Here is a 14,497-nt window from a genome sequence, read left to right as displayed (position 1 = left end):
TCATTCGATCCAACCTGCCAGTACAAGCACCCTCATACTTGGAGTTTTTACATGTTTGCAAAAGATCATACCCTCGCCAACGTCGATCCTGAATTGTTCGCCGTCATTCAAAAAGAAAACACGCGCCAGCACGACCACATCGAACTGATCGCGTCGGAGAACTACACGTCGCCAGCCGTAATGGAAGCGCAAGGCTCGCAGCTGACGAACAAGTACGCCGAAGGCTATCCAGGCAAGCGCTACTACGGCGGCTGCGAATACGTCGACGTGGCCGAGCAACTGGCCATCGACCGCGTGAAGCAGCTGTTCGGCGCCGAATGCGCGAACGTGCAGCCGAATTCCGGCTCGCAGGCGAACCAGGGCGTGTTCTTCGCCATGCTGAAACCGGGCGACCTGATCATGGGCATGTCGCTGGCCGAAGGCGGCCACCTGACCCACGGCATGCCGCTGAACATGTCCGGCAAATGGTTTGACGTCGTGTCGTATGGCTTGACTGCGGAAGAAGACATCGACTACGAGGCGATGGAACGCCTGGCCCGCGAGCGCAAGCCGAAGCTGATCATTGCCGGCGCGTCCGCGTTCTCGAAAAAGATCGACTTCGAACGCTTCGGCAAGATCGCCAAGGAAGTGGGCGCCTACTTCATGGTCGACATGGCCCACTACGCGGGCCTGATCGCCGCCGGCCTGTACCCGAACCCGGTGCCGTTCGCCGACTTCGTCACCTCGACCACACACAAATCCTTGCGCGGCCCGCGCGGCGGCATCATCCTGATGAAGGCCGAACACGAAAAAGCCATCAACTCGGCCATCTTCCCCGGCATCCAGGGCGGCCCGCTGATGCACGTGATCGCCGGCAAGGCCGTCGCCTTCAAGGAAGCGCTGAGCCCTGAATTCGTCGAATACCAGAAGCAAGTGATCAAGAACGCCGACGTGCTGGCGAAAACCCTGATCAAGCGCGGCCTGCGCATTGTTTCCGGCGGCACCGAGTCGCACGTCATGCTGGTCGACCTGCGCGCCAAGAACCTGACGGGCAAGGAAGCCGAAGCCATCCTCGGTTCCGCGCACATCACCTGCAACAAGAACGGCATCCCGAACGACCCGCAAAAACCCTTCGTCACCTCGGGCATCCGCCTGGGCAGCCCGGCGATGACGACGCGCGGTTTCAAGGAAGCGCAAGCGGAAGAAGTGGGCAACCTGATCGCCGACGTGCTGGACAATCCGCATGACGCCGCCACCATCGAGCGCGTGAAAGCGGCCGTGAAGGTGCTGGCCGACGCGCACCCTGTGTACGCAGCATAATTATTTGTCCAGAATGTGTCATACGGAGTAAGATTCTGTATGACACATTCCTTCGTGCCCCAGGGCGCCCGGAGTGATTCGGGCGCCCTTTGTACAAGGGCGGCGATTTCCCGCAATTATTACTATAAAGTTGTAGCCAGCCCATGAAATGTCCATTTTGCCAGCACGGCGACACCCAGGTTCTCGATACGCGCGTATCGGAGGAAGGGGATGCCATTCGGCGCCGCCGCCGCTGCGGCAAATGCGACAAGCGTTTCACGACCTACGAACGCATTGAACTTATCATGCCGGCCGTCGTCAAAAAGAATGGCAGCCGGACGGAGTTCGCTGCGGATAAGTTGCGCGGCAGTTTGATGCTGGCCTTGCGCAAGCGTCCCGTCGCGGCCGCCTCGGTGGATACGGCCATCGCCTCCATCCAGGAAAAACTGCTGACCAGCGGCTTGCGTGAAGTCGATTCCGGCTATATCGGCGAACTCGTCATGCAGGAACTCAAGCGCCTCGACAAGATCGCCTACATCCGCTTTGCCTCAGTGTATAAAAATTTCGAAGACCTGGCCGAGTTCCAGGATGCGATTGCCGAAGTGGGGCAGGCGCGCAAGCCCTGACGCTCACTTTATCGGCGACGGGGCCGCTCATGCGCCCCGTTTTGCGCCCCGTTTTCAACACGCCAGCGTTCGCCTGGCAAGCGGCCTGATCAATCCCTACGCTGTTCTTCCCACCTTATCGCCGTGTTGTTTGCGCCAGCGCAGATCCGGATTTTTGCACGCGCCTATCTTGTAGCTGGGCCGCCTGTTCTTGCGACTCTTTCTGCGGAAGGGAGCAAGGCATGCGCAATGGCGGTCGCGACAAGTTTCTGGCCGGTGGCAGCAGCCTCGTCGAGGTGTTGGTGTCGCTGCTGCTGTTGGCGCTGGGCCTGCTCGGCGCCAGCATTTTGCAACTGCATTCCCTGCGCGCGCGCCACGAGTCAGCTCTGTTGTCGGCGGGCGCGCAGCTGGCAGCTGGCATGGCCGAGCGCATGCGCGCGAACGGCGTGCTCATGAATGGCCCCGATGCCAGCAATCCCTATTTGAACGTAGCCTACGCGGCGGCGGACGGCGCCGACGCTGGCGGTGGTGCACCCGACTGCTTCGGCGCTGCTGCCTGCAGCGCGGCCGAACTGGCGCAATTCGACATCGCCGAGTGGGAACAGCAACTGCATGCGGCCTTGCCCGGCGCGCGCCTGCATATCTGCCGCGATGCCTCTGTCTGGGATGCCGCCGCGCAGGGCTTGCACTGGGCGTGCAGCGGCGGCAAGGGCGCGCCCATCGTCATCAAGCTGGGCTGGCGCGGCCGCTTGCCCGATGGCTCGCCCGCCGTGAATGGGGCAGGCGAGTCGCTGCCCAGGCTGGCATTCCAGCTGGGCGGAGGCGGCGCATGAACGGCGTGCATGCCGCGTGGCACCGGCATCGCGGCCTGAGCCTGGTCGAGCTGCTGGTGGTGCTGTCGCTGGGCGCGCTGCTGATGCTGGCCGCCAGTAGCGTGCTGCTGGCGGCCAGCGGCAGCTATGGCGACCAGTCCGCCAGCGCGCGCCTGGACGACAATGGCCGCTATGCGCTCGACACCATCGCCCGAGCCGTGCGCCAGACGGCATATGTGAACTGGGACAGCAGCGCCGCGCCCGTCGCCCATGCCGATGACGACAGCGCGAATGTCGCCGGGCTCGACGCGCGCAGCCTGGGCAAGAACAGCGACGGCATCAGCGGCGCCTTGCCCGGCGCCCTGCATGGCAGCGACGTGCTGGCCCTGCGCTATTACGGCGCCGGCAAGGAGGAGGGCGGCGACGGGTCCGTGCTCAATTGCGCCGGTTTCGGCGTGGGGGCCGCGCAAACGGAGGCGCAGCGGGGCTGGAGCATCTTCTATGTGGCCCAGGGCGCCGATGGCGATGGCGAACTGCGCTGCAAATACCGTGGCGCGAACGGCTGGGGCGCGGACGCCGTCATCCGCGGCGTCGACGGTTTCCAGGTGCTGTATGGCCTCGACACGGATACGCCGCCCGACGGCGTGGCGAACCGCTATGTCAATGCCGGCGCGCTCGACGCCTACGATGCGGCGCTGGTGCTGGCGGGTGCCGACGCGGCCGCGCGCCAGCGCGATTTGCGCCGCCGCACGCACTGGAAGCGCGTGGCCAGCGTGCGCGTGGCGCTGTTGCTGCATGGTGAGGCGGGCCAGGCGGACAAGATGGCGGAACTGGGGCCGGCGCAGTTCGACCTGTTCGGCAAGGCGTATGCGGAGGCGCACGGCGCCGGCGACACGGGTGTGCGCATCGCGCGCGCGTCCTTGCCCGCCGCGACGCGCTCCCGGCTGCGGCAACTGGTGCAGACGAGCATCATGCTGCGCAACGGGCCGGCCTAGGCGGTGCCGCGATGGCTGGCGCGGGCGTCCGCTGTTGCGTACCTCGTCGTGTGCCTCGTTGTGTGCCTTGTTGTTCACCTCGTGCGCGCCACGGTGGCGCCACCCTCGTGTATGTGCTGGGCCTGCTGGTGATTATCTTGCTGCTGGGCATATCGGCAGCGCAGATGGCCTTGCAGGGCGAAAAGGCGGCACGCGGCGAGCGCGACCGGCAGATCGCGTTTCAGGCGGCGGAGGAAGCATTGGTGGATGCGCAGAACGATATCGAAGGCTTGCCCGGCGCGCCGGGACGCAGCAGCCTCTTCGCGCCTGGCAGCGCGGCCGGGTTCGCGGACGGCTGCGGCGAGGCAGGCACACTGGGCCTGTGCCTGCCCGCAGCCCCGGATGCGCCGGCCCTTTGGCTGAGCATGGACCTCGATGGCGTCGAGGGAGGAAGTGGCAGCCACGCGGTGCCGTATGGCCAGTTTACGGGCGCCGTCATGCAGACGGGGCAGGGTTTTCTGCCGTCGCGCCGGCCCCGCTATCTGATCGAATTGCTGCCGTTTCACCCGCCCGGCGCGCAGGCGGCGGCCGTGGCCGGTGGCCTGGCCACGGAAAGCTATGTGTATCGCATCACGGCCATCGGTTTTGGCGCGCAGGAAAGCACGCAAGTCGTGCTGCAAAGTTATTATCGCAAGCAGGCGGCTGGAGCGGGACCATGAGGGCTTTGTCGTTTGCTTTGCTATCCGCCTGGTGGTCCGTCCGGCTGCTGCTGATCGGCCTGGTTTGCCTGGTTTGCGGCGCCGTCCTTGCGGCCGCACCTCCCGTGGCGCTGGCGCGGGCCGACGCGGGATTGCACGGCGCCAGGGTGCCGCCGAACCTGTTGCTTAACCTGTCCTTCACGCATGCGGCGGCGGCCGCCGCGCACGGCGGCGATTATGCGCCGCAGCGCGAGTACCTCGGTTACTTTCATGCGCGCATGTGCTACAGCTATCCCTACCGCAGCAAGGATGGCGTCATGCTGCCGGACTTGCGCGTAGCGACCGCTTACTTCTCCGTGCTGAAACCGGCCGATGCGCTGCACGGTTGCGGCGGCGATAGTTTTAGCGGCAACTTTCTGAACTGGGCCAGCGCCAGCATGCTCGACATCGTCCGCTACGCGCTGACGGGCGGCGACCGCGTCATCGACGAGGTGCGCAAGACGGTGCTGCAGCGTGCCTACCTGCCCGATGCCGGCAGCCCCATCGACTTCTATGCCCATCCCGTCTTTTTCCCGCGCAAAGTCTTGCACACCGGCGTGGCGGCGGCGACGCCGTTTGCGCTGGCGCAACTGGCCATCGTTTCCTGCCGCAACCGCCTGCTGTTCGGCGACGCCAGCCTGCCTCCGGGCGGCAGTTGCGACGCGCCCGGCGCTGCCGCTACACACGGCGTGTTCCTCGCGCGCGTGCGCGTTTGCGACACGGAGGAAGGGCCGCTGCGCGACGATCTGTGCCTCGCGTACGGCAAGAACTACAAACCGGTGGGTGCCGTGCAGCGCCATGGCGGCCGGGTGCGCGTGGGCGTGTTTGGTCTGTTGAATGGCGTGCCCGCCAGCACCGGCTCCTCGTATGGCGGCGTGCTGCGCGCGCCGCTGGCCCACGTGGGCAGGCAGCGCTGGACGGCGCCCGACTATATGCCGCAGGACAATGCCGGCACCGAGTGGAATCCCGCCACCGGCGTGTATGCGGTTCAAACTGCGGACCAAGCTGCGGGCCCTGGCGGCGGGGTGACCGCTTACATCAATGCCCTGGGCCGCAGCAATGCCGGGCATCCCGGCGCGTACGCCAGCGTCGCGCCGCTGGCCGAATTGCTGTACGAATCGCTGCGCTACCTGCAGGGGCGGCAAGCGAGCACCGCAGTGCCTCCTGCCACGGCCCCGCCTGCCATCGACGACGGCTTGCCGGTCGTGATCCCATGGAGCGACCCGCAAACGGCCAGTTGCCAGCACCACGTCGTCGTCAGCCTCGGCGACGCGGGCATGGCGGGCGACCGTTACGTGCCCGGCAATGTCCCTGTTGTGCCCGCCTCGCCCGGCGACCGCGCACGCGCCGCCGATGGTTTTGCGCAGCCGCCGTTCGATGCGATGGCCTGGACGCACGCAGTGGGCAGCCTGGAAAGCGGCGGTGCGCTGGGCAATCCTGCGCCACGGCCCGAACTGGCGGCACTGGAACTGCTGGCCGACGGGGCGGGCGGCGCCAGCTATCATGCGGCGGGCCTGGCCTACTGGTCGCATGTGCAGGCGCTGCGTCCCGGCGGCAAGAATGACGGCCTTGCCAAGGTCGAACACTACGCGGGCGACTTGCGCCAGGGCGACCCGGCCGGCGAATCTGCAGCCACTCCCGCCGCGACGCCCTTGCTGCTTACGGCCAAATATGGCGGCTTTCTCGATGCCAATGGCGACGCCAATCCATTCAAGGGCGCAACGGGCAGCGCGTTCGATGAATGGAGCCTCGATGGTCGCTGGCCCGCCCATTACTTGCCTGGCAGCGACCCGGCCGCCCTGGTCGCGGGACTGCGCGCGGCCTTTGCGGCCGTCGACAAGGGCAGCTTGCCGGCGACGCTGGCGGGGCCGGCCTTGATGGCGCTGGCCAGCGGCACGGAAGAGGCATACTGGTTCCAGACGCAGCTGCGCCTGGCCGACGGCAGCATGACCTTGTCGCGCACCGCGTTTGCCGTGGGCGCCGATGGCGCACTGCTTCCCGGCGAGCCATGGTGGCGCGTGGGCGGACAGGCGCAGCCCGCGCAGGATGGAACGCCGGCGGCCTTGCGTCCCGTCTACACGCTCGACGCCAAGGGCGCCCTGATGCCGCTGGCCTGGGCGCGGCTGGACGCGGAGCGGCGCGGCGCATTCGACGGCGGCGATGGAAAAGGCGAGGCGCGCCTGGCATATCTGCTGGGCCAGCGCACGCACGAGGCGGGCCAGCCGGGCGGCTTCCTGCGGCGCAGGTCCGGCAGCCTGGGCGCGGCGCCATACGGCAATCTCGTGTACGTGGGCGCGCCGGGGCTGGGCATGCCGGGGGCGGGATATGGCTTGCACCGCCAGGCGCTGCTGCAGCGGCGGAAAATGCTGTACCTGGGCGCCAACGATGGCTTGCTGCATGCCTTCGATGCCCGCACGGGCAGCGAAATGTTTGCCTATCTGCCGCAGGCGCTGCTGCGCTCCACGGCAGCCGCTGCGAGTACTCACTACAGTCCCGGCCCGCTGCTCGACGGCGCGGCGGCCACGGCGGAAGTGCTGGCGCTGGGGCACTGGAAGACGGTGCTGGTGTCGGGCATGGGCGGCGGGGCGCAAGGCGTGTTTGCGCTTAACGTCACCGACCCGGCGCGCTTCGCGCAGGATGGGGCGCTGTGGGAATTCACGGAACGCGACGACAAGCTGATGGGCAACGTGCGCGCGCCGCCCGCCTTTGCCCGCATCAACATGGGTGGCAAGGAGGGGGCAGTGGCCTACCGCGATTTCGTCATCGTCGCCAGCGGCTACAACAATTATGTAAATGATGGCAAGGACACGACGGCGCCCGCAGCGGCCGCCGCCATCTTCCTGCTGGCGCTGGACAAGGCGCCCGGCACGTCGTGGCTGTTGGGAAGTAATTACTTCCGGCTCAAGGTACCCGTGGCCAGCGGCAGCAGTGGTGGCGATGGAGGCCATGACACTGATGCGGGCGCGGTCGCCATGCCCCAGGCGCTGGGTCCGCCCGCCGTGGTGCCGGGCGGTGACGGCGCGCTGGCGTATATCTATGCGGGCGATTTGCAGGGCAATATCTGGCGCCTCGACATGGCTGGCGGCCCGCCGTGGCAGGAGGGACAGGGGCGCAAGCTCGTCTTTGTCGCGCGCGACGCGCAGGGCAGGCGCCAGCCCGTGGCGCAGCAACTGAACGTGGCATACGCGCCCGGTGGCGGTTATCTGTTGCTGTTCGGCACGGGCAAGCTGGCCGAGGCGGGCGATACCTGGCCTTCCGCCTTCCTGTCCCAGTCGTTTTATGCCGTGCACGACGATGTGCGTGCAACATCTCCCACGCGCAGCCGGGCCGACCTGGAACAGCGCAGCCTGGGCGAGGCGGCGGACGGCGTGCGCGTCGACGGCGCCGAGCTGCGCTACATGGGCAGCGACGCCAGGCGCGGCTGGTACCTCGACTTTCTCGATACCGCGCAGACGGGCGAACGCAGTATCCATGGTCCCGTACTGGCCGCCGGCAAGGTACTGTTCAATACCGTCCTGCCCGGACGCGATGCTTGCGCCAAGCCGGCCACGCGCCTGTACGTGCTCGATGTGCTCAGTGGCTTTGCCGCCGATGGCGCCGGTGTCGTGCAGGCGGGTGAGCAGACGGGGCGCTTGTTCGATGGCCTGGCGCGCGCGCCGCCGCTGGCGCTGGAACTGAACAGCACGGTGGGCGCCGTGACGGCGGCAGGGCGGGCCGAGGGGCGCAAGGAACTGGCCGTGCTGCAACCGGGCTTGCCCGGCGCGGCCAGCGGGGCGGGGCTCAAGGTCGTCAGCGCGCCGCTGCCCGCGCGGCGCCTGAGCTGGCGCGAAGTGGCGAACTGGCGCGAATTGCACGAGGCGGCCAAGAAGAAATAGGCGCGGGCATGGCTGGCGTGTCGCAAGTGGCAGGCGTGCAGGCTGGCCACTTGCGGCGGCTGGCGGTTTTTGCGAAGAGGGGAGGTCAGATGGAAACGCTGGCAAGGCAAAATTGGCACGCTACAAACGGTGGCGCCCATGCCACCACCCAGGGTTTCAGCCTGGTCGAACTGCTGGCCGCCTTGGCGATCATGAGCCTGCTGCTGGCGCTGGCCGTGCCCGCTTATCACGGCCATGTCGTGCGGGCCAAGCGGGTGCAGGGGCAGGCGGCCCTGCTGCGGCTGATGCAGCAGCAGGAGCGCTATTATTCGCAGAACAACCGCTATCTGGCCTTTTCCTCGGCCTCGCCGGCGCCGCAGGCGCAAGCGTTTCCATGGTGGTCGGGCGAAGGGGGCGCGGCCGGCAGTGCGTATGAAATCGAGGCGCTGGCCTGTCCCGGCCTGGCGATCGGGCAATGCGTGCTGTTGCGCGCCACGCCGGGCACGTCCAAGGTCGATGCGCAGTTCCAGGATGCCGATTGCGGCGTGCTGTCCCTGAGCAGCACGGGCCAGCGCGGCAGCAGCGGCCCCGCCAGCCATTGCTGGTTCTAGACCATGGCCATGCGCAAGCGGCCAATGTGGAGCAGGCGCACCTGCGGGCATACCTTGCCCGAATTGCTGGCCGTGCTGGCGATTACCGCCCTGTTGGCGGCCGCTGCCATGCCAAATTTGCAGCAACTGCTGGCGCGCCAGCAGGTGCGCGCGGCGGCCACGGACTTGTTCTCGGCCATCGAATTGACGCGGGCGCAGGCGATGGCGCGCGGCCGGCGCGTGCTGCTGATGCCGGCCGGGCCCGGCGGCACGGATTGGCGCACGGGCTGGCTGGCATTCATCGACCGCAATGCCAACCTGGCGTTCGACGACGGGGACGAATTGCTGTTCCGCCAAGGGCCGCTGCCGGCGGGCATCACGGCCCAGTTCGTGTTTTCGTCGGCCACGGCGCCGTTTTATATCGCCTACAATGGCGCAGGTCGCAGTTGCAGCGCGACCAATAGTCTGGCGGCGCGCTGGGGGACCTTGTCCCTGGCTTTGGGAAAGCAGGTACGGCATATTAAAATCAATATGCTGGGCAGGGTGCGCGTGTGCGACCCGCAGCAGCAAGCGGCCAATTGCAGCGGCGTGGCCGACAGTTCGTAACCCGACTTATCTATTACTCACTCTCAAAGAAGCCCGTGGAAATACTCAACGATATCGATGGCATGCGCCTGGCGCTGGAATGGGCGGCGCGCGGTTTATACACGACCTCGCCCAATCCCCGCATCGGCTGCGTGATCGTCCGGGATGGCCAGGTGATCGGTGCCGGCGTGACGCAGGCGGCCGGGCAGGATCATGCCGAAGTGCAAGCGCTGGCCAATGCGGCGGCGCGCGGCAACGACGTGCGCGGCGCCACGGCCTATGTCACGCTGGAACCGTGCAACCACCATGGCCGCACGCCGCCATGCTCCGATGCGCTCGTGCGCGCGGGGCTGGGGCGCGTCGTGGCCGCCATGACGGACCCGAATCCGCTGGTGGCGGGGCAGGGACTGGCCAAGCTGGAAGCGGCCGGCATCGCCGTCACCACGGGCGTGCTGGCCGACGAGGCATATGAAATGAATATCGGCTTCTTTTCGCGCATGCAGCGCGGCAAGCCGTGGGTGCGCATGAAAACGGCGGCCAGCCTGGACGGCATGACGGCCTTGCACAACGGGCAAAGCCAGTGGATCACGGGGCCGCAGGCGCGCGCCGACGGTCACGCGTGGCGCGCGCGCGCCTGCGCCATCCTGACGGGCATCGGCACGGTCAAGTCGGACGACCCGCAATTGAATGTGCGCGCCGTCGAGACGCCGCGCCAGCCGCGCCGCATCGTCGTCGACAGCCGGCTCGACATCAGCCTCGATGCGCGCATTCTGCAAGGGGGCGGCACGTGGATCGTGGCGGCCGTGGCCAATCCGGAAAAGGAAGCGCAGTTGCAGGCGCTCGGCGCGGAAGTCATCATGTTGCCGAACGCGGCCGGCAAGGTCGACCTGGCCGCGCTGATGCTGGAACTGGGACGCCGCCAAATCAATGAAGTCCACGTCGAGGCCGGCTCCAGGCTGAACGGCTCGCTGATCCGCGAAGGCTGCGTCGACGAGCTGCTGGTCTACCTGGCGCCCACCTTGCTGGGCGATGCGCAAGGCATGTTTGCCTTGCCGGCATTGACGGATATCAAGCACCAGCGGACCTTGCAATTTCACCAGGTCCAGCAATTGGGCGAAGATTTGCGTATCCTTGCAAGATTCGCCCAGCGCAATTAACAAATTTACTCATTTTTATAGGGTTAGCTCCATGTTTACAGGAATTGTTGCCGCCATTGGCAAGATTGAAACCGTGCAAGCACTCGAAGGCGGCCTCGACGCAGGCGTGCGTCTGACCATCCACGCGGGCGGCTTGCCGCTGGCCGACGTGGCCCTGGGCGATTCGATCGCCATCAATGGCGCCTGCATGACGGTGGTGGAAAAGTCGGACACGGGCTTTGCCGTCGATGTTTCGCGCGAAAGCCTCAATTGCACCGTGGGCCTAGATACCACCACGGAAGTGAACCTGGAAAAAGCCCTGACCCTGGCCGAGCGCCTGGGCGGCCACCTGGTGTCCGGCCACGTCGACGGCCTGGGCATCGTGCGCAAGTTCGAAGCCGTGGGCGAATCGTGGGAACTGGTGATCGAAGCGCCGCACGAACTGGCGAAATACCTGGCTTTCAAGGGTTCCGTCGTCGTCAATGGCGTGTCGCTGACCGTCAACCGCGTGGAAGACCTGGGCGCAGGCGCCGTCAACGGCTGCCGCTTCTCGATCAATTTGATTCCCCACACCATCGCCATGACGACCTTGAAACACTTGACGGTCGATGGCAAGGTCAACCTGGAAATCGATTTGATCGCCCGCTATGTCGAGCGCATGTTGTCGCTGGATAAGGCTGCAGCTTAACTCTGCATCACACCCGCCGCCGGATTTTCCGGCGGATGCGCGGCACCCGCGCCTGGTCAAGCGTGTGTTGCTTTTCTTTCAGACGCGCATACTATGAAGCTTTCCGCAGTGGAGGCTAGCCATGGACCCGATTTCGCGCGCAACCGTGCCCAACACCATCCCGGCCACGTCCCGCGTGGGCGAGACGGCGCCGCTGGCGCCGGCGCTGCCCGTGCCGCCTTCCGGCACGGCGGCGGCCCTTGCCGCTTTGTCATCGACCCAGGTCGACATCTCTCCGCTGGGCCAGTTCCTGTCCGGCGTGGCCTTGTCGCGCCGGCAACTGCTGGCCTTGCAGGGCGCCACGGACGAGGCCAGGGCGGTAAATACCCCCGTGAATGTCAATGACGACTTGCTGGCGCTGGCGCGGCAGCTGACGGAATCGTTTGCCCAGCTGCAAACGAGCGGCATCGATGCCAGCCAGCTGGCGACGCCCGGCGACACGCCGGGCAGCCTGGCGCAGCGCTACGATTTGCTGTCGGGCGATGGCACGACGGATGCCGCGGCCGCGCTGGCGCAGGACGGCACCCTGCTCACGCAAGCGCAACTGGCCCGCATCGGCATCGACTTGCGCAATGAAGATGTCGATCCAATCACGTTGCAGGCCGCTTATGCGGCCGACAGCAATGCCACCCTGGATGCCTTGCAACAGGGAACGGACGTGCTGGCGCAGGTGGGCGCCGTGCTTGCCCAGCGGCAGGGCGCGCCGCTGGCCGCCGTGGTCGAAGCGGATTTGACGGGCGAAGCACTGCCGGCCAGCGCCGCGCAGGCGCCGCAAGCCCCGCAGCCGCAGCCCATCGACGAGGCGCCGCCGCAAACGGCGGCGATTGCACAGCGACAACTGGAATTGCAGCAGCAGCTGGAAGCGGAAGAGCTGAACCTGGATTTGCAGGCGCAGCGGGCAGACAGCCAGCGCGTGGATGCCCTGCGCATCGACAGCGAGCGCATGAATACCGAGCAGCTGGCGCGGCAGGAGGACGCCGCGCGGACGGCCCAGGCGCAAGTGCGCGCGGGGCAGGGAACAGCCGATGCGGGCCTGGCGACGGCGCAAGCCACGCAGGCGCAGGAAAATGCGCAGGCGCAGCAGCTGGCCGCGCAAAACGCGGGCATGGCTGTGCCGCCCCCGTCATCGCAAGACCCGTCCGTGGCGGCCGCCATCGCCGCGTATAACCTGAACAATGCAGCCCTGAACCCCGGCTTGATGAACCGGCCATTGCCGGCCAGCGACTCGCGCCTGCCGCTGGTGGCGCCCGTGGCCCCCGTGGAGCCCGTCAAGCCCGTGACGAAAATCTAGGGCAGCAGGGTGGCATCCAGGGTGATGTTGGCTTTAAGCAGCTTCGACACGGGGCAGCCGGCCTTGGCCTTGCCCGTCAATTCCGCGAATTTCGCCTGGTCGGCGCCCGGTATCTTCGCTTTCAGGATTAAATGGACGGCCGTGATGGCAAAACCGTCGTCGGCCTTGTCGAGGGTCACTTCGGCCGTCGTTTCCATCTTTTCCGCCGTCAGGCCCGCTTCGCCGAGGATCAGCGACAGGGCCATGGTGAAGCAGCCCGCGTGGGCGGCGCCGATCAGTTCCTCGGGATTGGTGCCGGGCTTGCCTTCGAAGCGGCTGGCAAAGCCGTAGGGATATTCCTGCAAGGCGCCGCTGCGCGTGCTGATGGCGCCCTTGCCGTCCTTGATGCCGCCTGACCAGATGGCCGATCCATGGGTTTTCATGTTGCCGCTCCTGTGTGGGGTGTCGCTGCGAGTGGATGTCAGCGCCGTGGCGGTGACTGGCAGATCTTATGCTCTTCGCAAGGCCGGCGGCGCGCGTCTTGCCGCCGCCGTGTGCGCCGGATCGGGGAATCGGCGCTTTGCGGGGCAGGTTGCGGCGCCCATGCCGCAAACCTGTCTTATTTCAGGCCTGCAAGCGCCAAATCCTTTAAAATAGCAGGTTATAAGAAAATTCCCGGAAATTCGCGGAATATTCGCACGTGATGTTTCAGTTTTTAGTCTCACTAAGAGGATCAATGATGTCTATTTCCAGCACCGAAGAGATCGTCGCTGAATTACGCGCCGGCCGCATGGTGATACTGGTCGATGAAGAAGACCGGGAAAATGAAGGCGATCTGGTGCTTGCCGCCGATTTCGTGACGCCTGAAGCCATCAATTTCATGATCACGCATGCGCGTGGTCTGGTCTGCCTGACCCTGACGGAAGAGCGTTGCGACGAGCTGAACCTGTCGATGATGACGTCGCGCAACGGCACGGCTTACGGCACCAACTTTACCGTGTCGATCGAAGCGGCCGAAGGCGTGACGACGGGCATTTCCGCCGCCGACCGCGCCAAGACCATCCAGGTCGCGGTTGCCAAGGGCACGCAGCCCAGCGATATCGTTCAGCCTGGCCATATCTTCCCGCTGAAAGCGCAAAAAGGCGGCGTGCTGATGCGCGCAGGCCATACGGAAGCCGGCTGCGACCTGACGGCCATGGCCGGCTTGACGCCCGCGTCCGTGATTTGCGAAATCATGAAGGACGACGGCACCATGGCGCGCCTGCCGGACTTGCTGGTGTTTGCCGAGCAGCATGGCCTGAAGATCGGCACGATTGCCGACCTGATCCATTACCGCAGCCAGACGGAGTCCCTGGTCGAGCGCGTTGCCGAGCGTACCCTGCACACGGCGCACGGCGAATTCCGCCTGATCGCGTTCCGCGACAAGCCCAGCGCCTCGGCCCATCTGGCCCTCGTGCATGGCGACCTGGCGCCCGGCCTGGAAGCCCTGGTGCGCGTGCACCAGCCCGTTTCCCTGCTGGACGTGCTGGAAAGCGAAGCGACTACCCACTCATGGACGGTGGCTGCCTCGATGGCCGCCATCAAGCAGTCCGAGCGGGGCGTGATGGTCTTGCTGAACTGCGGCGAGACCTCGAGCGAGCTGTTTGCCCAGTTCGCCGCGCTCGATACGCCGCAAGCCAAGCCGAAAGGCCGCGCCGCCAGCATGGACTTGCGCAGCTACGGCATCGGCGCGCAAATCCTGCGCGACCTGGGCGTGAGCAAGATGCAATTGCTGGCCAGCCCCCGCAAGATGCCGTCGATGGTCGGTTTCGACCTGGAAGTCACAGGTTTTCAGTGCCATCCAGGCCAGGACGCCTGACCAAATCTACTGCGCGTCGCGATTTGCGGCCTGCGATGCTCACTGTACTATCCGTACAGTTGCGCTTCTTG

13 protein-coding genes are annotated in these 14,497 nt (G+C 66.2%); 12 read left to right on the top strand and 1 reads right to left on the bottom strand.

Translation table 11 applies throughout. The annotated features are described in order from the left end of the window. Window positions 1–51: 51 nt before the first annotated feature. The 11 genes from glyA to ACRHIG_RS25635 all read left to right on the top strand — a co-directional run bounded on the left by glyA (window position 52) and on the right by ACRHIG_RS25635 (window position 12,589). Entirely contained in the window at window positions 52–1,299 is a 1,248-nt protein-coding gene (glyA, locus tag ACRHIG_RS25685) for a serine hydroxymethyltransferase (protein ID WP_058050318.1), read from the top strand. A 143-nt stretch (window positions 1,300–1,442) separates the two neighbouring features. Then, window positions 1,443–1,904: a transcriptional regulator NrdR gene (gene nrdR, locus ACRHIG_RS25680; protein WP_034759169.1), complete on the top strand. Its 462-nt coding sequence runs from the start codon at window positions 1,443–1,445 to the stop codon at window positions 1,902–1,904. Between the two features lie 221 nt (window positions 1,905–2,125). Next, window positions 2,126–2,716 (top strand): type IV pilus modification protein PilV, encoded by a 591-nt coding sequence (gene pilV / locus ACRHIG_RS25675; RefSeq protein ID WP_489628347.1) that lies wholly within the window; start codon window positions 2,126–2,128, stop codon window positions 2,714–2,716. After that, window positions 2,713–3,690 carry a PilW family protein gene (locus ACRHIG_RS25670; protein WP_489628346.1) on the top strand — a complete coding sequence of 326 codons (978 nt, stop codon included), beginning with the start codon at window positions 2,713–2,715 and terminating at the stop codon, window positions 3,688–3,690. The genes pilV and ACRHIG_RS25670 overlap by 4 nt, the downstream gene beginning before the upstream one ends. A 107-nt stretch (window positions 3,691–3,797) precedes the next feature. Beyond that, the gene (locus ACRHIG_RS25665) at window positions 3,798–4,388 is read left to right on the top strand and encodes a pilus assembly PilX family protein (RefSeq protein WP_489628345.1); all 591 of its coding nucleotides are present in this window, start codon (window positions 3,798–3,800) and stop codon (window positions 4,386–4,388) included. Further along, the gene (locus tag ACRHIG_RS25660; RefSeq protein WP_489628344.1) at window positions 4,385–8,281 is read left to right on the top strand and encodes a pilus assembly protein; all 3,897 of its coding nucleotides are present in this window, start codon (window positions 4,385–4,387) and stop codon (window positions 8,279–8,281) included. The genes ACRHIG_RS25665 and ACRHIG_RS25660 overlap by 4 nt, the downstream gene beginning before the upstream one ends. 89 nt (window positions 8,282–8,370) lie before the next feature. Further along, the gene (locus tag ACRHIG_RS25655) at window positions 8,371–8,871 is read left to right on the top strand and encodes a type IV pilin protein (RefSeq protein ID WP_489628343.1); all 501 of its coding nucleotides are present in this window, start codon (window positions 8,371–8,373) and stop codon (window positions 8,869–8,871) included. Between the two features lie 9 nt (window positions 8,872–8,880). Further along, the gene (locus ACRHIG_RS25650; protein WP_489628342.1) at window positions 8,881–9,456 is read left to right on the top strand and encodes a GspH/FimT family pseudopilin; all 576 of its coding nucleotides are present in this window, start codon (window positions 8,881–8,883) and stop codon (window positions 9,454–9,456) included. A gap of 35 nt (window positions 9,457–9,491) precedes the next feature. Beyond that, window positions 9,492–10,592, top strand: a complete 1,101-nt coding sequence (gene ribD, locus ACRHIG_RS25645) for a bifunctional diaminohydroxyphosphoribosylaminopyrimidine deaminase/5-amino-6-(5-phosphoribosylamino)uracil reductase RibD (protein WP_489628341.1) — start codon at window positions 9,492–9,494, stop codon at window positions 10,590–10,592. A 31-nt stretch (window positions 10,593–10,623) separates the two neighbouring features. Then, window positions 10,624–11,259: a riboflavin synthase gene (locus ACRHIG_RS25640; RefSeq protein WP_070219574.1), complete on the top strand. Its 636-nt coding sequence runs from the start codon at window positions 10,624–10,626 to the stop codon at window positions 11,257–11,259. Window positions 11,260–11,380: 121 nt separating this feature from the next. Continuing rightward, window positions 11,381–12,589: a hypothetical protein gene (locus tag ACRHIG_RS25635; RefSeq protein ID WP_489628340.1), complete on the top strand. Its 1,209-nt coding sequence runs from the start codon at window positions 11,381–11,383 to the stop codon at window positions 12,587–12,589. On the opposite strand, the gene ACRHIG_RS25630 is transcribed toward ACRHIG_RS25635, so the two are convergent. Continuing rightward, the gene (locus ACRHIG_RS25630) at window positions 12,586–13,011 is read right to left on the bottom strand and encodes an OsmC family protein (RefSeq protein ID WP_489628339.1); all 426 of its coding nucleotides are present in this window, start codon (window positions 13,009–13,011) and stop codon (window positions 12,586–12,588) included. The two genes, ACRHIG_RS25635 and ACRHIG_RS25630, sit on opposite strands and share 4 nt — an antisense overlap. Before the next feature lie 296 nt (window positions 13,012–13,307). Here ACRHIG_RS25630 and ribBA point away from each other — a divergent pair, with 296 nt between their 5' ends. Then, window positions 13,308–14,426, top strand: coding sequence for a bifunctional 3,4-dihydroxy-2-butanone-4-phosphate synthase/GTP cyclohydrolase II (ribBA, locus tag ACRHIG_RS25625; protein ID WP_070311568.1), 1,119 nt, complete (start codon window positions 13,308–13,310; stop codon window positions 14,424–14,426). Window positions 14,427–14,497: the final 71 nt, after the last annotated feature.

Source organism: Janthinobacterium sp. C22 (genome assembly GCF_057919405.1).
This window is presented reverse-complemented; position numbering and strand designations above follow the sequence as displayed.

Excerpts from the sequence above, each read along its gene's own strand:
- ACRHIG_RS25660 (WP_489628344.1), top strand. The coding sequence starts at position 4,385 with ATGAGGGCTTTGTCGTTTGCTTTGCTATCCGCCTGGTGGTCCGTCCGG.
- nrdR (WP_034759169.1), top strand. The coding sequence starts at position 1,443 with ATGAAATGTCCATTTTGCCAGCACGGCGACACCCAGGTTCTCGATACG.
- pilV (WP_489628347.1), top strand. The coding sequence starts at position 2,126 with ATGCGCAATGGCGGTCGCGACAAGTTTCTGGCCGGTGGCAGCAGCCTC.
- glyA (WP_058050318.1), top strand. The coding sequence starts at position 52 with ATGTTTGCAAAAGATCATACCCTCGCCAACGTCGATCCTGAATTGTTC.
- ACRHIG_RS25655 (WP_489628343.1), top strand. The coding sequence starts at position 8,371 with ATGGAAACGCTGGCAAGGCAAAATTGGCACGCTACAAACGGTGGCGCC.
- ACRHIG_RS25630 (WP_489628339.1), bottom strand. The coding sequence starts at position 13,011 with ATGAAAACCCATGGATCGGCCATCTGGTCAGGCGGCATCAAGGACGGC.
- ACRHIG_RS25640 (WP_070219574.1), top strand. The coding sequence starts at position 10,624 with ATGTTTACAGGAATTGTTGCCGCCATTGGCAAGATTGAAACCGTGCAA.
- ACRHIG_RS25635 (WP_489628340.1), top strand. The coding sequence starts at position 11,381 with ATGGACCCGATTTCGCGCGCAACCGTGCCCAACACCATCCCGGCCACG.
- ribBA (WP_070311568.1), top strand. The coding sequence starts at position 13,308 with ATGTCTATTTCCAGCACCGAAGAGATCGTCGCTGAATTACGCGCCGGC.
- ACRHIG_RS25650 (WP_489628342.1), top strand. The coding sequence starts at position 8,881 with ATGCGCAAGCGGCCAATGTGGAGCAGGCGCACCTGCGGGCATACCTTG.
- ACRHIG_RS25670 (WP_489628346.1), top strand. The coding sequence starts at position 2,713 with ATGAACGGCGTGCATGCCGCGTGGCACCGGCATCGCGGCCTGAGCCTG.